The following is an 18,312-nucleotide window of genomic DNA, read 5'->3' as shown; positions in this document are numbered from 1 at the left end:
AACACATTCCCCACCAGCCGGTAACCTTGCTTTTCCAGCTCTGCACGGGTGCGGAAGAGGTGCGAGTCGTTGGACATATCGAACATGCGCAGAAAGCGCACGTCCCAAGGGTTTTCACCCGTGCGTTCGTTCACCAGTACCGGCACGCGCTGGTAGATGGCGCGGGTGAGGTCGGCGTCTTGCCGGGTGCGGAAGACGGGCAGGGTGCGGGTGTTGGGGTTGATGCGGGCAATGTCCTGCGGCGTTAGGCTAAAGAGCCGACGCGGGTCGCGCAGGTGGTCGGCACGGGTGGCGAAGAAGGCGAAAGCAGGGGCACTCGCTGATACGTTTCTGCCGGTGAGGGTGAGCAGGCAGAATTTCATGCGACTATCCACCGCCGGGAAGAGTTTGTCGCGGTTTTCAAAATCAAACAGACTGGCCAGTTGCCCTTTTTCCACCACATCGGCAAAGAAAAGCTTGTTGGTGTCGTCGGTGGCAATGCCGGTAGGAATGATGATGCCCGCCCGTCCGCGGGGGCTAAGCAGGAGGCGCACCCTCTCGGCAAAAACGGAATAGGTGTTGATGTCGCCGCGACCCGTGAGCGGATAGGCTCCACTGCTGCGCAAAAAGCGGCTGGTGCTTTCGGCAGCATGCAGGGCGTGTTGATACTCTGCCCACAGAGCAGGGTTGACCTCAGGCAGTTGCTTAATCAAGCGCTTGCGGGCATCAGCATTGGGTGCTTTGGCAATCTGGGCATCGCGGCTGGCAAAAAACTCCTCTTCCTGGAGCTTGATCCGCTCCCACGGCGGGTTGCCCAGAATGACGTCGAAGCCGCCCTGCTCAAAGACCTCAGGAAACTCCAGCGGCCAGTGGAAGAAGCGTTGCTCTGAGGCCAGGGCTTGGGCAGTTGCTAGAGCTTGGGGATGGGCCCTACCCTCCAGCCGGTCAATCACCGCTTGGGTGGTAATGGCTCTGGAGAAGTCAGAGGTCAAGGGCTGGAAAAAGGCCGCTGTCCAGAGGTGGCAGGCTTCCACCAGCTTTTGGTGTTCCGGGTCTTGGCAGGAGCGGCTATAGAGCTGCTGCTTACGGCTCACCTCCTCCGGGGAGTTATCTGGAATGGCTTCTAGCTCCTGTCGTTCCTGGCTTAGCTTGGTCAGCGCCTCCTCAGGTTCAAGGGGAAGGGAAAGTTGCCCGCTTTGCAAAGCTTTGCGCTCGCTGCGATTGCGCCTCTTGAGGGACTGGGCAGCCTCCCTGGAGTCAGAGCTGACCGGGGTGAAGGCTTCATCGGGAATACCCATTTGCAACACCTTGGGATCCAGCACCCCCACCAGCGAGTCGCCACACTTGATGCGGTGATCCAAAAAGGTAAGGGGCTTGCCGGCACAGTGGGCTTCTAGCCACAGGGCCACCCGACAGAGCTCCACCGCCAGGGGGTTTTTGTCCACACCATAGAGGCAATGGGCTACAACATCCCGGATGGCTTCCCGCACCCGCTCTGGGGCAGGTTCCTCTTCGCCGCTGCGAATCTTGGCCAGCTCCTTGCCCAAACGCCGGGCCGCTGCCAGCAGGAAGTGCCCCGACCCACAGGCAGGATCCAGGATGCGCAGGGAAAGCAGGGCCTGCTCAGCCGCAAGAATATGGCGGTTACTCAAGGGGATAGACTGCCAGGCCAGGGCCAGTTCTTCTTCCGAGGGAGTTGCCTGCCGTTGACCTCCAGGGGGTCTTGCCAGTCTTGCAGCGACTTGGCGGGCAAGCCTCTGGCGAAGGGCTGGAGGGATCGAGCTCCACTCCCTGCTAGCTATCTTTCTTGCTTCCTCTAGCCGTGCTTCCAGGACGGGCTCCAACGCCGAGCGGACTAGTTCAGCCACTAGCTCCGGTGGGGTGTAGTAAGAGCCCGTGCTCTTGCGCTCAGAGCCGTAGCCGAGTTCAAAGCGAGGCACCCCCTGGGAGGTGACAACCTGGGGCTGGTAGTCCAGCAGACTTTCGTAGACGGATCCCAGCTCCTCCACGTCCAGGGCAGCGTAGTTCACCCGGCGAGGGGGAGAGGTGGGGCTTTCCTGGTAGTAGGCCAAGTGCCAGAAGGCCTGCAGCAGATCCCGGTTGCTGAGGCTGCAGCTATCCAGCTCCAGGGGAGCAAAGAGGTCCCCATTGAGAGGGGCAGCCCCCAAAAGCTGGGCCAGCTCCTCTTGGGAGAGCACCCGCCAGAGCACCCGCAGGCTGCACCAGAGATCCTCATGTTCCGTAAAGGCGCTCCGCCGCTCCAAAAGCTGCCGCAGCCGACCCACGCCGTAGTGATCCCGGTAGAGAGGACTGGCGCTGATAAGCCCCCGCTCCTCCGAGACCAGCAGGAACAAGAAGCGATAGACTAGCCGCAGCAACTGGCGGTAGAACTCCAAAGCTGCCGACCTGCCAGAAGCCAGCCAATCCCGCAACTGGGAGTTCTTGGGGTGGGAGAGAAACCCATTGGCCAAGCCCTTGAGGCAGGCTTCCACCCCATCCCGCAGTCGCTCCCGTACCCGGCCACCCTGCTCCAGAGCCTGCTGGTAGTACTTTTCCAACAGACAATCCGCCGCTTGCCCTGCAACTTGGGGCAGCCGGCTGCGGTGCAGCAGCCGAAAGAGAAGGGCAAAGTCGTTAAACCGCTGCTCCTCTAGGATTTGCCTTAGGTCAAACTCCACATAGGCCTGCCGACGCACATAGGTGGAGTCGCGCAAAAGGCGCAGGGTCACGCCGTTGGTGACAATGCCCCAGAGGTGCTCGCTGCGGTTGAGATACTCCTGCAACAGAGAATGGGGCGCTAGACGAGGTCGGCCCGTTGGAGCTAGCCGCCCCAGCTCCTGCCGCACGCCCACAATGTGCACCGGCGGCGCCTCTTCCGCCTCCCCTGCCCGGTGGGAGATGGCAAAGGTAGCACCATCAACCTCCTGGGCCCGTGGGTTGTAGTGCAGCTCGTAGCCCAGCAGGCTCAAGAACGGGATAACCCAGGCGTCGCGCGTAACCGAAGTGCCCAGATCCGCTTGGGGCAGACGGGCCAACCGCCCCTGGAAAGCCTCCCAGTAGGTGCGGGCAGTGGCCAGCGCCATGGCTATCTCTTCGGTGAGGCTGCGCTTGCTGGCTAGGCCAAAGTCTTCTGGCTTTTGTCCTGGCAGATCCCCGGCTAGAAGTTTCTCCAGGATGTCAGGCCCCAACAGGCCCCCTTCGATGCGTACCCCAGCCCACTCACTCATTGCTGCTCGCCCACCAAAGGTTGGAGAACCAGAAGTCCCAGAAGATCCGGGGGAAACTGCGGCTTTACCTGCAGGCCCCGCACCTGCAGCGACACCGCCTGACGGATGCGCCTGTGGGCAGCCTCCAGCTCACTAGCCCGCTGGCCAATCCGCTCCCGCACCGCCTGCTGCAGGGGGTGCCCTGTTCCCCAGTTTTCCCCTGTTTCCGGCCAGGGGCCAAGACAGGCCAGGAGATGCTCGACCAGCTCCTGTTTTTCTGCCAAGGGCAGGTTGGCATCCGGCTTGGCTTTGGCCAGCAGTTGCCAAGCGGTGGCTGTCTCCAGCCACTGGGCCTCCCCCCTTTCCAGGCCAACCCCACCCAGCACCAACACCTCCTCCCCCAAAAGAGGCTGGTTTTGGGATAGCTCCAGCAGGTAGCGCACCCGCAGCAGCAAGAGGGTGGTGAGCTCAGCTACAGCCCGGCTGCGGAGAGCGCCACAGCGGCAGATGAGGGGATTCTCCCCAGCGCTGAGGGCCTCCTCCAGCAAAAAATGGGCCAGGGCAGCCACAAAGCGGTGGTTGCGGCCAACATACTCCGCCCCTGGCGGTGTAGGCGAGTCAAAGCTAATGAGCCAGCGCCCGCTCTTGGAAGCGGGTAGAGCCAGGCGAAGGGCTTCCGGCAGGGTGGCGGTGGCCTCGGCGCCCACACTCACCTGGTAAACTCCAGGCTGCTTCTGGGGGGTTACCGTCAGGTTGAGGCGCTGGGCGGCAGTCAAGAAAAACTCGCGGACGGCGTCGGGATCCCCTAGGACAGCATCTGCAGCCTCCAGCTCCCGCTGCACTTCTTCAGGCTTGAGGGCCCGCTGGGCAAAGCGAGTGCGGTTGAGCTTTTCCCGCTGGGCCTGCTCCTCCCACTGCTGGTGAAACTTGAGCACTTCTCCGTCCAGATCCAGCACCAACTGGCGCTCGGCTGACCACTCTCCTTGGCGCAGGAAGAGGGCTTCCAGCACAGCCTGGGTAACGCTTTCGCTGGCTTCTGGGACAGGCACCGGGGTGCCGAGGGTGCGGTGGATTTCCCGCGCCTTGTCCAGCAACACCTTCAGCACCACGCCGTCGATGGGGTTGTCCTGCCCAAAAAAGCGGATCACCTTGACCCGGTCGGCTTTTTGGCCGTAGCGATCCACCCGCCCCTCCCGCTGCTCCAGCCGATTGGGGTTCCAGGGTAGGTCGTAGTGGATGACGGCGGTAAACTTTTCCTGCAGGTTGATCCCTTCCGAAAGGCAGTCGGTGGCCACCAGTACCCGGGGCTGCTCAACGGCCAGTTCGGCGATCTTGGCCTTGCGCTCCTCGTCCCCCATCCTGCCGGTTACGCAGGCTACTTGGGCGGCGGATCCCAGGTGTTGCCGCAGGTGGCTGGCCAGGTACTCCGCTGTGGCTACGTAGCGGCACCAGAGGATGGGGTGAAAGCCTTCTTCGAGCAACCTCTTCACCAACTCAATGGCCCGCGCCAACTTGGTGTCGTGCTCGGGGCCCTGCAGGTGTTCAGCTAGCCGAGCCAGAGCTTGTAGCCGGCGGCGGTCGCTATCTCCAGCTTCTAGAGCTAGCGCTGACCATTCATCGTCAACCCGCTCTTCTGCCGACTCGAACACCCAGCGGCTCAACTCCGCCTCAACGTCTTCTGCCTCCGGGGTTAGGCCGCTGCGATGGCGCAAGGCGGCCACGGCTGCTGCTGGGCTGGACATCACACAGCGCAAGAGAGCCAAAGCACCCCAGTAGCGCACTCGCCGCCGCCGCTGCTCCAGATGTTCTCCTGTCCGCACCAACTCTGAGCAAAAGGCATAGGTGCGCTCAAACAGCTCCCGCTGCCGCTCAGAAAGAGTGTAGGTTGCATCTCCAGCTTCGCGGGTTGGAAAACAGGTCAGCTCTTGCCAGGTCTCCCTAATGTCCCGCCGGGTGCGCTGGACAAAGTGACGGGCTAGCTGGAGACGTTGCTCTTCTGAGAGAGCCTGGAGATCCCACCCCTCAAACTCAGGTCGCAACAGCCCCAGCAGCGAGCGAAAGGCCTCTGGAATGCCACTGTGGGGGGTGGCCGTCAGCAGGATCAAGTGGCGGCTGGGCTTTTGGGCCACCGCTTTGAGCAGGCTATGGCGTTCCTGCTGGCTTCTGCCTGGAGCTGCCGCTGCCCCATGGACTTCGTCGGCAATGACCAGCTCAGGACAAAACTGCAGAAACTGGTGGCGGTTGCGCTCAGTCTTGAGGAAGTCAATGCTGGCCACCTGGACAGGGAAGTGTTCGTAGAGGCTGCGCCCAGGGGGGGTTTTCCGCTCCAGTTGCCCCACCGTTCCCGAGCGGAGGATCACGGGCTCCAGGTTAAACTTTTCCGCCAGCTCACTGGCCCACTGCTCGCAGAGGTAAGGGGGACACAGGATGCAAAGGCGTCGGATCTCGCCGCGATCCCAAAGCTCTCTGGCTATCAGCAGCGCCTCAATGGTTTTGCCTACCCCCACGTCGTCGGCAATCAATAGCCGCACCGGATCCAGGCGCAGGGCCATGAGCAGCGGCACAAACTGGTACACCCGTGGACGGATGGAGATGCGGCCCAGGGAGCGGAAGGGGGTGGCTCCCTCCCGTAGAATTAGCCGGGCAGCCTGCCAGAGAAGGTAAGTGCTTGTAGCGTCGGAAACATTCTTGGCGCTTGGCAGGGGAAATGAGGCAGGGGTAACCCGCTCAAAGGGCAGGGTACCTCCCACCAGATGCATAAGCCGCCGGTGGACGTGAACCCCCTCCTTAGGGGTGCCAGTCAGGGGCCGGAGCACCAGGACTTCCTCGGTATCCCCCGGAAGCACCACCCACTCGCGGTGGCGGAAGCGAACAACTGAGCCAGGCTGCATGGAACCCAAAAGGCGCCACGGAACAAGCTTAAACTAGCTGTTGTCCCAGTAGAATCAAGAAGAAGCCTCGCCCTACTGCTACGGGTTTGCCTGGGCGGGCAGTGGGCTTTGGCAAGCCAGGAGGGTGGGGAGGATGTCAATCTGGGCTGTTTTCCATGGCTAAGTCTTGCGAAACCCTGGAGCTCCGCGACGAGCAAAACCAGCCTCTCAAGTGCGAGGTGCTAAGACGGGTGGTCATTGAGGATCAGGTCTATGCCTTGGCCACCCCCCTGGATGCCGTCATCAAAGTGCTGGTGTGGGAGGAGGAGCCCGGGCAGAATGGAGATGCAGAGATGGAAGGGATCCTGGATGAGCCGGATCCCGAGGAGCTCCAGGCGGCTCTCCCCACCCTCCAAGCGGTTTTGGGGGAGTTGAACCTGACCCTGCAGCAAAACGGCTTTGACATCCTGACGGTGCAGGGAGAGCTGCCCCCCGTGGAAGAGGAAGATGTGTTTGAGCTGGGCGAAAGCGAGGAGGAAGCCCAGGAGTTCCAACTGTTGGCTACTTTCTTCCACCAGGACAAAAAGTACGGCGTTTTTACCCCCCTTGAGCCGCCGCTCATTTACGTCGCCCTGCCCGACGAGGGGGATCCCTACCTGCTGGATCCAGAGGACTCTCCTGCTCTTTTCAATCAGCTTAGTGCGCTGCTCTTGGATCTAGACGAGGCGGGCGAGGATGAGGAGTAGGTGACGCCTCTCTCCCTGCGGCTTTGAGCCGCTGGCGGTGGCAGGGCGCCTAGACTTTAGCTCGCCCTAAGGAGCAGCAGGGATGCAACCGGTTGACCTGACCACCCTCCGGGCGGTGCTGGCGGATCTCAAACGGGCTGAGGCCGGCGGGGATCCCTTGCTGCCTGCCCGCGTGGAGTGGATCCAGCAGACGGATCTCTGGACAGTGGTGATTGGCCTACGCACCCTCACGGCCCGGCCTTGCTTGCTCCTGTCTTGGCATCCCCAGGCGGCCCGAGTTCACCTCTGTCAGGCTCCCCCTAAGGAGGCAGAGGACTTCCCATTTGGCCAACAGCTGCAGCGGCACCTGCGGGGCTTGGCCTTGACAGAGCTGGCGCTGCTGGACGAGTGGGAGCGGGTGATTGACTTTCGCTTTGGTCCTCGCCCTGGGGATCCCCCTCAACGCCACCTTTATCTCGAAGTCATGGGCAAGTACAGCAATGCCATCCTGGTGGACGAGGGGGGCGTGATCTTGGCCTGTGGCCACGGGGTCAGCGAGCGGCAGTCGCGGGTCCGCCCCGTGCAGCCGGGTCTACTTTACGAAGCTCCCCCTGCCCTCAGCGATCCCATCCCGCACCAAGCCGAGCCCTTCTCCCAGTGGCAGGAGCGCCTTGCCTTGATCCCTGGCCCCATCAGTCAACGGCTGCTGCGCGGCTACCGTGGCCTCAGCCGGCATTTGGCAGAGGCGATGTGCCTGCAGGCCGGGATCCCACCCCAAACCCCCAGCAGCCAACTCTCGCCCCAGGAGTGGCAGGCCCTGTTTTTTTGGTGGCAGGACTGGCTGGCTCGGCTGGAAACAGGCCGGTTTGAGCCGGCACTCACCCCCCAGGGGTACACTGTTCTCGGCTGGGGGGGCTCCAGCGGGGATCCCGTTCAGCCCAACTTGCACCAGCTCCTTGAAACCTACTACCAAGCCCAGCTCAACCGCGAACGCTTTGAGCGGGAGCGGCAGCGTCTGGGGCAAAAGCTAGCTGCCCTGCTGAAAAAACTCCGCCAGCGGCGCGAGCACTTTGAGAAGATGTTGGCCGACTCGGCCCAGGCCGAAGCCTCCAAGCAGGCTGCCGATCTCCTCATGGCCCATCTCCACCTCTGGCGGCCAGGGCTGAGCTCGATTGAGCTGCCGGATTTTGCCAGCGGCCAGAGGGTCAAGATCCTCCTGGATCCGGAGAAAAACGCTGTTCTCAACGCCCAGGCCTACTACCGCAAGCACCGCAAACAAAAGCGAGCCCAGGAGGCCGTCCGACCTTTGCTAGAAGCTGTAGCGCAAGAGATCCGCTACCTAGAGCAGGTGGAAGCGTCCCTGCAGCAGCTAGAAGCCTACCGCGAGCCCCAGGACTTGGCCGTCCTCCAGGAAATTGAGGCGGAGCTGATTCAGCAAGGCTACCTAGAAAGCCCCAGCCGGCTAGAGGGATCTAGGCGGGCCTCCTCAGCCAGCTTCAACCCCTATCGCTTCACTAGCCCCAGTGGCTTTTCTATCTGGGTGGGGCGCAACAACTGGCAAAATGAGCGGCTGACCTTTCGCGTCGCCCAAGACCAGGACTGGTGGTTCCATGCCCAGGAGATCCCGGGCAGCCATGTGCTGTTGCGCCTACCTCCAGGGGCGGTGGCCGAAAGCGAAGATCTCCAAGCGGCTGCCGACTTGGCGGCCTATTTTAGCCGCGGCCGCTTCAGCGAGCAGGTGCCCGTGGTCTATACCCGCCCCAAATGCGTCTTTAAGCCCAAGGGATCTCCCCCTGGAATGGTGGTCTACAAGCACGAGCAGGTGCTGTGGGGGCGCCCCGGCCGCGCTCAGTTGCTTGTGGAGAGTCTCCCAGCCCTGTTGTAGCCTCTACTTCGGGTCTACTACGGATCCCATAAACAGCAGCGTTTGAGCCGCCGGGTTGCCGCCGGATCCCGAGGCCACAATGGCCAACCAGAAGGGGCGATCCGCTACGAATTGGAAGGGTTCTTGCCGGTCCAGAGCGGTGCGCGAGACAAGCACGCCAGTGGCGGCTGCCGCCTCGGATCCCTCTTCGTTGACTTCGAGGGCCGCCTTGTGCAAGACTCTGCTGACCTGCGTCGGCTCTGGGGTCATCTGGCTGAAATCGGCCCGACGGGAAAAGGCGATCCCCAGGCCCAACTGCTGCAAAGCCGGCCCCAGATCGGTCTCGTAGGCCAGCTTAAGCTTGGGGATCCGCACCGAGCCGGGGCGGGTGGGCAGGGATCCCGTCCATTCTTGCCACGTTTCTGGGCTGAGCTCCTGCCGCAGGGCTTCTAAGCTTACTCCCGGTTTCGGCAGCAGGATCAGCAGGGCCAGCTCCCCTTCCCCATAGGGCAGGCGCACCACCTGGAGCTGCTTGGTCTCCCGGTAGCCGTAGCGGCCGGATTGGGCCATCATCGGCACTTGGACACGGCTGCCATCCGGGCGGGTGAAGGGCTGGGGCTCTGTCAGGGCCGGATCGAAGGGCTGGGTCCACTTTCCCCTGAAATAGATGGCGTTGAGCAAAACCATCCTGTCTTCACGGCTGAGGCGATCCACGAGGCGGTCAATCTTGCCCTGGGTGCGCTCGGCTACCCAACGGTTGATGGCCTGCACCGTTTGAGGGGATCCCAGCTCCACCCGATTGGCCACTGCTTGGTAATAGGTGGCCAGGGCTTGCAAAAAGGGAGGCCGCAAGGTGAGGGTGGTATCGACCCAAAGGCCGTTGGCCATTTGCACCTGGATTGGCCCTGCTGTTTGCGACCTTTCCGCCAGCCAGCGCACCATCTGAGCAGTGGTCCAGTTCAACTCATTGAGGGAGAGTTCCTGGGCCTCCAGGACCTTGGCCATTGCCGCTTGGGTCTCTCCAGCAGCGCCGTTGTACAGCAGGCTCAAGGCTAGGCGAATGCTCAAGGGGGAGAAAAAAAGGTTCTCTCGCGGCTGCTGCCGGAGCAAGTGATCGAAGAGTTTTAGCGCAAAGCGACTTTGGGCTTGCTGGGCCACCGCCTCTTCTCCATACCCTTCCCCGTAGGTCACGGTCGGCTGGAACGGGAGCCGCAGAGGGGTTTCCTGGGATCCCATCCCGTGCGTGGGCCAAAGGCCCAAGAGCAACAGGCCAAACAGAACCAAAAGCGGGATCTGGCTTGCCGAGAATCTGCTCATTCTTGGCTGGGGAACGACTCTGAGGCTATGGTATCGGGCTAGGGGTGGAGGGCTCTTGCCCAAACTGGCCGTTGTGGCTGCGCTTGAGGAGATCCCGGCCAAACTGGCCAAGGCTTTCCTCTAGTCCTCGTTCGCGACAGCGGTGCGGCCCAATTCCTGTCGGATTAGCAGCAGCAGAGCCAGCACCAAGGTCACTTCCGAGAGCAAGGTGGCCAGGGCTGCACCCCGCCACCCCCACGCCGAGATCCAGATCCCGTTCAAAGCTCCATTCAGGACTAGAGCTGCCAGTTGTCGGCGGCTTCGCAGCTTTTGCAGGCCAGCGCCAGTGAGCAGATGAGACAGCAGCAGGTGAAGCCCTTCTAGCAAAATGACGGGACTAAGCCAGCGCAGGATGAGAGCTGTCTCTTGGTAGGCGGATCCCAGCAGCCAAGGAATCCCGTAGGATCCTAGGGCCACCCCCAGAGTAGCCAAGCTGCCATAGCCGACCACCCAGGGGAAAAGCTGGCGGGCGTAGCGGCAGCCCTGCGGCAGGCCCTGCTGACCCTGGCGGCACAGCTCGGCAAAGTGGCTAGTGAGCAGCGCAATCATCGGCGTTTGCGAGAAGTTGATGACCCGGTAGGCGGCGCTGTAGAGCCCCCCTGTTGCGCTCGAGGCCAGGCGAGGCAAAAGCAGCTTGTCTAGGTCGGCGAAGGTTTTTGCCGCAGCCAGCCCTACGGCAAAGTCCCAACCTGCTCTCAGCCGTGGCCCTACCTCTTGCCAGTCCAGAGCCGCAAGAGAAGGAGCGCACCACCGCCGCATCCTCCAGCTCATTGCCCCCAGCACTGCCAACACCATTAGCCCGTAGAGGATAGCCCATTGGGTCAGGGATCCCCAGCCCAAAACCATCGCCAGCAGCACGGCGCTAACCCGTCCTAGGGCCATGCCGGTGTCGATGAAGGCTACCCCGGCAACTTGCTCTTGCCCAATGAGGATCCCCCTGTACACTTCGGGGAGGGCAATAAACAGCAGGTCGCTCCCCAGCAGGATGCCCACCTCAAGGGGGGAGATCCCGGCTAGCCAAAGGCTCAGCAGAGGTGTTAACAGCAGCACTATCCCACCGCAGCCCAGTCCGACCAGCCACAAGCTGGGAGCGATCTCCTGGGCAGATGCTGCGGCTCCTCGGCCGCTTAGGCGCTGGATCAGCAGCTCTGACTGGCCCCAATAGCCAAAGGGGGCAGCTAGATTGCTGCAGGCCAAGATGGCGGAGAACACCCCAAATGCTTCTGGGCCCAACAGCCGCGCCAACAGGACGAAATAGGCTCCAGACAACCCTAAGCGCAGCCCATTGCCCAGCATCAGCCAGGCTGCCTGGCGCAGTCGGTGCCTTGCTTTTCCTGGACGAGGCCTGCCAAGGCTAGAGATACTGAGTAGATGCTGAGGCTGTCCGCCTAGCTGGCTCCCATTCTTTTTCCGGCAGTTTTTCATGGCCAAACTTTACCCTGTTGCTCCTGCCCCGCCCAGCTCCAGCGCCTTAGGGGAGCGGAAGCCTCAAGCCTTGTTTTCCCCCCACTCCAAGCCGGCCGTACCGCGGCGAGTCCTTCCCCCACCGCCGTCCCCTAGCCCCCCTTGCCTGGGATCCCCCCCGGCCAAAACAGTAGGCCAAGGCTATCGAGCCCTTGCCTTGCTCTTGCTGGCTAGCGGGTTGCTGTGGGGAGGACTGGGATCGCGACTGGCCTACCTGCAACTGGTGCGTGCCCAGTACTACCGCCAGTTGGCCGACACCAACCGCATTCGCCTGTTGCCCCAGCCGCCAGAGCGGGGACGCATTGTCGATCGCAACGGCGTGTTGCTGGCCGGTAGTCAACTGTCCTACTCGGTCTTTCTCTGGCCGTTGGTGCAGTCGCGGCAGGGTTGGCAGGAGACGATCCCCAAGCTGGCTCAGTACCTAAACCTGGACCCCAAAGAAATTGCTCAAAAACTGGAGCAAGCAGGTTATCGCTCCCCATTCCCTGTGCGCATCCTGCGCAACGCCAGCCCCGAGGTGGTAACTCGGCTGGAGGAGAGAAGCCGGGAACTGCCAGGAGTGATGGTGGAGGCGGAGACGGTACGCTTCTACCCCCACGGCAGCTTGGCTGCCCACCTGCTGGGCTACACTGGCGAGATCCCCCCGGAGCAGCTGCGAGCCGATCCCAGCTATCGCCTGGGGGACATTGTCGGCCTGATGGGGGTGGAGGAACTGTTTGAGAGCCATCTGCGCGGCCAGTGGGGTGGGCGCCAGGTGGAGGTGGACGCCGTGGGAGAAGTGCTGCGGGTGCTAGGCGAACAGCCTCCTCAGCCGGGCAAAACCTTGCAGCTGACGCTGGACGTGCGACTGCAGCAGGCGGCAGAGCGAGCCCTGGGCCAGCAGAAAGGAGCAGTGGTCGCCATGGATCCCCGCGACGGCTCGATCCTGGCTATGGCCAGCTATCCCACCTTTGATCCCAACCTCTTTTCTGGCCGCATCACCCAAGCGCAGTGGGAGAGCCTGCAAAAGCAGGATTTTCCCTTCCTCAACCGCGCCCTGCGGCCCTATCCCCCTGCTAGCACCTACAAAATCATCACCACTGCCGCCGGGATTGAGTCGGGGGTCTCCCCTCCGGATACGGTGCTGCAGACGGCTCCCTACATTAGCGTAGGCGGGTGGCGCTTCTGGGAATGGAACCGCGCCGGCTTTGGGCGGCTGAACTACCGTCAGGCGATAGCCTACAGCAGCGACACCTTTTTCTACCAAATTGCTCTAGGCACCAAGGCCGCCCCCTTGCAAGAATGGTCGCGCCGCTTTGGGTTAGGCCAGCCTACTGGGATTGGCCTCAAAGGGGAAGCCGCGGGTCTGGTGCCGGATGCTGAGTGGAAGCAGCGCCACTGGCGCGAGCCCTGGTACGTGGGCGATACGGTCAACATGGCCATCGGCCAGGGATTTATTACCGCCACGCCGCTGCAGATGGCAGTGGTGACGGCAGCGGTAGCCAACGGTGGCTGGCGGGTTCGTCCCTTGCTCTCCCAGCAGGTGATCCCGGAAAGCCCTGTGCCCCTGCGACAGAAGGTGGGCCTCTCCCCTGCCACCTTGCAGATCCTGCAGCAGGGGTTGCGGGATGTGGTAGTTTACGGCACCGGCGGCAACGCCAACCTGGGCCCAGGCTTTCCTCCCGTAGCAGGCAAAACTGGCACCGCTGAGGATCCGCCGCGGCGCTCCCACGCCTGGTTTGTCGGCTACGCTCCCTACGATTGGCCTGAGTTGGTGGTCGTGGTTTTTCTAGAAAACAGTGGCGGCGGGGGTGGATCCCGGGCAGCCCCGATCTTCCGCGAGGTGATGCGGGCTTACTTCCAAAGCAACTAGTGATACCCCAGCTCCACCCTTTGCTAGAAGAGCATTAGCATGATCTCAGTGCTACCTTTGTGGTCAAAAAATTCTGCTCTGCTCCTCGATTGGGTTAGCACGAGGGAGTCCCTAAGCTCCTTCTCTAGCCGGCTTCTAGCCTAAGTTGGCTGTAAAATAGGTCAGTGATTTGGAGCCAAATGGCTACAATCCTATCGTCGGCAGCGGCTGTGCCCTGGCACAAGGCTAGCCCTGCTCCTACAGCCACAACTTCTCTGAGCCGCTCATTGAGGAGACCAGGATGAACAAGGCAGAGCTTGTGGAAGCCGTCGCTCATCGCGCTAACGTAACCAAAAAAGAGGCTGAGGCTGTCTTGACGGCAGCCTTGGAGATCATCGTGGAAGAAGTTGCCTCCCGTGACGAAAACGGAGAACCCAAAGGAAAGGTCACCCTGGTGGGCTTTGGTTCCTTTGAGGCCCGCAAGCGCAAAGAACGGGAAGGCCGCAACCCGAAAACCAACGAGAAGATGGTGATTCCCGCCAGCGTTGTCCCCACTTTCACCGCCGGCAAAGCTTTTCGCGATGCGGTGGCAGCTGGCCACAGGTCTTGAACCGCTGGGTTAGGCTAAGTCCCGTTCGCATAGGCGGGAGGGAGTCCTAAGGGGATTGACGTGCAACGGCCTCGACATGGTGGCCACCGAGCTTGGGCAGCAGCGATTGCTGGTTGCCCGGTTGAGGCCATCGTGGATTTTTCCGCTAGCCTCAACCCCCTGGGCCCGCCGCAGTCGGTTGTGCAAGCCCTAGTTCGAGCGCTGGCGGCCCCGGACCCAGTTGCCATCAGCTGCTACCCGGATCCCGACTATCGAGAGCTACGTGCTTGCTTGGCGCAGCGCTGGTCAGTCGACCCGGAGTGGATTTTTGTCGGCAACGGGGCGGCGGAATTGCTGACCTGGGCTGCTCGGGAGGCGCAGGGGCTAGAGGTATGGCTGCCCCGTCCTGCCTTTGGCGACTATGAGCGGGCACTGCGGGCAGCAGGTGCCGTGATCAAGCCGCTGGATTGGTGGTCTTGTCCGGGATCGCCCACTGCCGCTTTGCTGCCAGAAGGGATCCCTGGCAACAAGAGAGGCCGGGTGCTCTGGCTAAACAATCCCCACAACCCGACGGGCCAGCTGATCCCGCGGGAGGCCATTCTGCCTCTTCTACCCCACTTTGAGCAGGTGGTGGTGGATGAGGCTTTTATGGACTTTCTCCCGGGAGACGCGCCGCAAGATCCAATTGATCTCTGCGCTGCAGCTGCTTGCCCCAGCGGGTCAGTGGCCCCTTTGCCCCGCAGCCAAACCTTGATCCCCTACCTTGAGGCCCACCCTAACACCCTTGTCATTCGCTCGCTGACCAAGTTTTTTACTTTACCCGGGTTGCGCATTGGGTTTGCAGTGGGCCATCCGGAGCGCTGGCGACGCTGGCGGCAGTGGCGGGATCCCTGGAGCGTCAATGGCTTGGCGGCAGTGGCGGCGGCAGCGGCTTTGGCTGACGCGGACTTTCGCCAGCGCACCTTGATGTGGTTGCCCAGGGCCCGCGAGCATCTGCTCAGAGGTCTGCAGGCGCTGCCCGGTTGGGATCCCTGGCCCAGCCAAGCCAATTTTGTGCTGGTGCGCTGCCCCCTCTCCGCCACGCAGCTTCAAGAACAGCTGCTGCGGCAGTACCGCATCCTAGTGCGGGATTGCCTAAGCTTCCCAGAGCTGGGGGATCGCTATCTGCGTATTGGCCTAAGAACTCTGCCGGAGCAAGAGCGCCTGCTCTCGGCCTGTTGGGAGATCCTGGAAAATCTCTCTCCTATAGCACCCATTGACTGATAGGGGCTTCTTTGGGGCCAAGCTCTAGAGGCCGGCCTCAGCTCTGTGGCATGGTATTAATGGCGTTGTCTCTGTCCCTTGCCCCAGTCCTGCCGTCAAGCTGTCAACGGCTAGAGTGTGAGGTTGGCTTTGCATACTGGTTCCTAAGCGAGGGAGGGTAGGTTATCTATGGACTTTTCTCCACTTCACTCAGATCCTACTCAGCCCCTGCCGCCGCCTCAGAAAACGCAGCTGACGCCCCAACGAACGCTTTCGGAAGCTCCTAGCCGTCTGCATCTGGATCCGCCCAAAGAAGGGAAACATTTCCGTCTCTGGCCGCGTTTACAGCGCCGGGAGTCCATCTCACGGCTGCGGGGGAGCCAGTCCGCTAGCAGCCTTCCCACCCACCGTCCTTTGCCTGTGCTGATCCAAGAGGTGGTGGAAGATTTAGAGGAAGAAGAAGTGCCCCGCCCTTCTAGAGGAGTTTCGCCCCTGGCGGCTTTGCTGGTTTGGGTGCTCTCTTGGGTGGGGATTGGCTTTGGGGTGCGCTGGCTACTCTGGCCAGAGGAGCTGTCGCTGCCCAAAGCTGAAAAGAAACTTGCTTTGGTGGACTTGGCCCAGCTACCCCTGATTCCCGAGGTGGGGGAAGAGTCGTATTCAGGTGGGGTGACTCCCCCTGAGTTAGCGCTGGGGTTGACCACTCCTTCGGTGGAGGAACTGCAAGTTGAGCCTCTTGAAAATGTCCCCAACCCGCTGGATAGCCTGCAAACTCCTCCCAGCCAGGAGACATGGGTGGAGAAATTGGCAGCTAGCCTGGAGCGTCCCTCCCAAGACAAGCTGCCCCGGGCGGTACCTTTGACCGGCAGCGATCCCGACTCGCTGGGGCCAAACCGCGGCGAGGGCACTTTCTTGGTGCTGACCACCTACTCTGGGGAGGAGAGCTTGGCGCAGGCTCGCCGCATTGCCCGTGACGCCTTTGTTAAAGAGGTGAACGGCCAAAAGTTTGTACAGGTAGCAGCCTTTGCACAACTAGAATATGCCCGCTACCATGCCGAGACCTTGAAAAATCAGGGCTTTAACGTCACGATTGTCGAGCAGTAGCTTGGGCCGTTGAGTTGCAATCACCTTTGGCCTCCCCACAGCTCTTCTAGATAAGCTTGGCAGCGGCGTAGAAGCTGGCGGCTTTCTTCAAAGGTCATTTGTTCCAAAGCTTCGGCATAGGAGCACCAGCGGTAGGCAGCCACCTCCTCTGGTTGAACCTGTAGCTCAGGGGGAGGGAACTGGGTTGGCAGGAGAGCGACGTAGTAGGTAACGGTCTTGGCTACGGCATTCCCGGCGGAATCGGTGAAGGTGTAAACCTCCTGCAGCGATAGAGGCTCGGACTGGCCCGGCAACACTAGAAAGTGATACTCGGTCAGGCCGGTTTCCTCGCGCAGCTCCCGCTGGGCTGCCGCCAGCTCGCTCTCACCCTCATCTTTGTGTCCTTTGGGGAAGGCCCAGTGCCCCTTTTGGTGCTGAATGAGCAGATAGAGATGGGATCCCTGGGCAGGTGGGAGGGGAAGCACTGGGATCACGCCGTAGGCAGCGTCCGTCAGCATGGAAAAGTAGGCCATGTTTTTAGAGATTCTAGCTTTCCTGCCCCCCAAATCCTAGGCCTCAGCAGAGAGGGAGGATGCCAGCAGCTCATCTCCGGAACTGCTGTTGGTGGGGTTCGGGATTCTGGGCTGAGCTTTTGACTATAGCAGGCTAAGCCTAAGGTTTTTCCCGTAGCCTGGAGAACAGGTACACCCCATCGCGATGGTAGAGCAGTCGAAACGAGGTTTCTTTTTGTAAGGCTCGGATCAGAGCATGGGAGAACTCTAGGCTGCTGCGCCATCCTGGATGGCGGCTGTTCAGTAGCACATAATCAAAAAAATCCCACTGGTCAGGGGGGGATCCCTTAAAGCGGCTTTCGTCGGTAAAGTAAATAACCCGCCGGTGGGTGAGGTGGGGGCAGATCTCATGGGTGGTGAGAACGCCCCCTTGAGTGGCGATCTGGGCAAGGGCCTCTCGAGTGGCCTGCCAAGTGTCGAGAGACTGGAGATAGATGGATCCGAAAAAAGTGTATTTGCCCAGAGCCAGAAAAGCCAGCAGCGACCAGGTCAGGGCCGCTTTCTTGGCAAAACGAGCTTGAAAGCAAGGCGTTTTCATCCTTTCAATAATAGCCAGAAATAAGAAGGGGACAACAGGCAGCGCATACTGGTGCACCAGATCCCGATAGGCAGGATTGCTGGAGAGAATGTTCAGCCCCAAAGTTGGCAGAGCAGGGATCCAGGGATCCCAGTGGCGCCAAGAAAGCCCCCAGGCCACGGGGATAATCAACAAAAATCCATAGAATAGGGTATCGAGAGAGAAGAATTTGCCCAAGACTAATGTTGGCTTGAGCACCAAGTTTTGGATGATCTCAGAAACAGAGCTGCCCAAATAGCTATAGTGGGAGATGGCCGCTGGCTCGCTGCCGCTGAAGTGAGGGATAACCCAAAAAGTGGCTATGCCAAACCAGGCTGAACCTAACGCTATGGCCACCCAGCCGGCCACCTGGCAGCGCTGTTGCCAGCGCTTCTGGATTCGCCTGCTTTCGAAACGCAGTAGCCAAACTCCCAGGGCAACAACATTGAGAGACAACACTGCCTTGCAGCCAAGGATACCGCTCAGGCACAGCAAGAACCCCCACAGCTTGCCAGAGCGAATGCAGAGTATAGCTGCCAAAAAAAGGGGAACGGCCAACACCTCTGGGTGAAAATCAAAAAGGTTGGCGTTAAAGATAGCCGGGTAGAGAAGATAGGCGGCGGCAATGGTCTTTGCCTTTCCAGGATCAACCTCGGCCTGGAGCGCAAGATGGTAAACGGCCAGCGCTCCCAAAGTTAGCGCCAGAGATTGGATGCCGAACAGCCAATAAACCGAGGGGACAATGCGGTACAAGAAACTGATGGGATATAGGATGAAGGCCGCATGATCCCCGAGGATGTGGATCCCTCGGATGGTGGAAAAAGGAACTTCTCCACGGCTAATTAGATAAATTGATTGGTCAAAAATTCCAAGGTCATAGCCGCCCGACTGAAATAAGTGATGCCGCACAACGCTGCAGCCCAAAAGAGCCAAGAAAGCGCAGAGCAGCATTGCCAACATAGACATAGGCAGAGGACG

At 61.1% G+C, this 18,312-nt stretch carries 12 protein-coding genes; 6 read left to right on the top strand and 6 right to left on the bottom strand.

The genetic code is table 11. The features are described from left to right. Both NW806_RS09225 and NW806_RS09220 read right to left on the bottom strand, forming a co-directional pair. Positions 1–3,206 (bottom strand): Eco57I restriction-modification methylase domain-containing protein (locus NW806_RS09225; RefSeq protein WP_414410881.1); only part of this gene is annotated, 3,206 nt, incomplete at its 3' end. Next, the gene (locus NW806_RS09220; RefSeq protein ID WP_414410880.1) at positions 3,203–6,076 is read right to left on the bottom strand and encodes a helicase-related protein; all 2,874 of its coding nucleotides are present in this window, start codon (positions 6,074–6,076) and stop codon (positions 3,203–3,205) included. The genes NW806_RS09220 and NW806_RS09225, both read right to left, overlap by 4 nt. A gap of 155 nt (positions 6,077–6,231) precedes the next feature. Here NW806_RS09220 and NW806_RS09215 point away from each other — a divergent pair, with 155 nt between their 5' ends. Further along, entirely contained in the window at positions 6,232–6,801 is a 570-nt protein-coding gene (locus NW806_RS09215; protein ID WP_414393870.1) for a DUF3727 domain-containing protein, read from the top strand. 82 nt (positions 6,802–6,883) lie between these two features. Next, positions 6,884–8,665 carry an NFACT family protein gene (locus NW806_RS09210; protein ID WP_414410879.1) on the top strand — a complete coding sequence of 594 codons (1,782 nt, stop codon included), beginning with the start codon at positions 6,884–6,886 and terminating at the stop codon, positions 8,663–8,665. 3 nt (positions 8,666–8,668) lie between these two features. Here the strand turns inward: NW806_RS09210 and NW806_RS09205 are convergent, their stop codons facing one another. Continuing rightward, the gene (locus NW806_RS09205; protein WP_414410878.1) at positions 8,669–9,961 is read right to left on the bottom strand and encodes a serpin family protein; all 1,293 of its coding nucleotides are present in this window, start codon (positions 9,959–9,961) and stop codon (positions 8,669–8,671) included. Positions 9,962–10,081: 120 nt separating this feature from the next. Further along, a complete protein-coding gene (locus tag NW806_RS09200; RefSeq protein WP_414410877.1) occupies positions 10,082–11,425 on the bottom strand; it encodes a lipopolysaccharide biosynthesis protein in 1,344 nt (447 codons plus the stop codon). On the opposite strand from NW806_RS09200, the gene mrdA reads away from it, so the two are divergent. The 4 genes from mrdA (at position 11,424) to NW806_RS09180 (ending at position 16,227) form a co-directional block, all read left to right on the top strand. Continuing rightward, the gene (gene mrdA, locus NW806_RS09195; RefSeq protein ID WP_414410876.1) at positions 11,424–13,316 is read left to right on the top strand and encodes a penicillin-binding protein 2; all 1,893 of its coding nucleotides are present in this window, start codon (positions 11,424–11,426) and stop codon (positions 13,314–13,316) included. The genes NW806_RS09200 and mrdA overlap by 2 nt on opposite strands. Before the next feature lie 280 nt (positions 13,317–13,596). After that, complete coding sequence (locus tag NW806_RS09190) at positions 13,597–13,905, top strand: HU family DNA-binding protein (protein WP_414393879.1); 309 nt, start codon at positions 13,597–13,599, stop codon at positions 13,903–13,905. A 60-nt stretch (positions 13,906–13,965) separates the two neighbouring features. Then, a complete protein-coding gene (locus NW806_RS09185) occupies positions 13,966–15,147 on the top strand; it encodes a pyridoxal phosphate-dependent aminotransferase (protein ID WP_414410875.1) in 1,182 nt (393 codons plus the stop codon). Positions 15,148–15,315: 168 nt separating this feature from the next. After that, the gene (locus NW806_RS09180; RefSeq protein WP_414410874.1) at positions 15,316–16,227 is read left to right on the top strand and encodes a hypothetical protein; all 912 of its coding nucleotides are present in this window, start codon (positions 15,316–15,318) and stop codon (positions 16,225–16,227) included. Between the two features lie 20 nt (positions 16,228–16,247). Here NW806_RS09180 and NW806_RS09175 read toward each other — a convergent pair whose 3' ends face one another. Together NW806_RS09175 and NW806_RS09170 are read right to left on the bottom strand one after the other, a co-directional pair. After that, positions 16,248–16,739, bottom strand: a complete 492-nt coding sequence (locus tag NW806_RS09175; RefSeq protein WP_414410873.1) for a bis(5'-nucleosyl)-tetraphosphatase — start codon at positions 16,737–16,739, stop codon at positions 16,248–16,250. A gap of 139 nt (positions 16,740–16,878) precedes the next feature. Continuing rightward, the gene (locus NW806_RS09170) at positions 16,879–18,300 is read right to left on the bottom strand and encodes a DUF2079 domain-containing protein (protein WP_414410872.1); all 1,422 of its coding nucleotides are present in this window, start codon (positions 18,298–18,300) and stop codon (positions 16,879–16,881) included. Positions 18,301–18,312 lie beyond the last annotated feature (12 nt).

It is taken from the genome of Synechococcus sp. W65.1 (assembly GCF_047461615.1).
Taxonomy (GTDB): Bacteria; Cyanobacteriota; Cyanobacteriia; order Thermostichales; family Thermostichaceae; genus Thermostichus.
The sequence above is the reverse complement of the archived record's forward strand: the minus strand, read 5'-3'. Positions and strand labels throughout refer to the sequence as shown.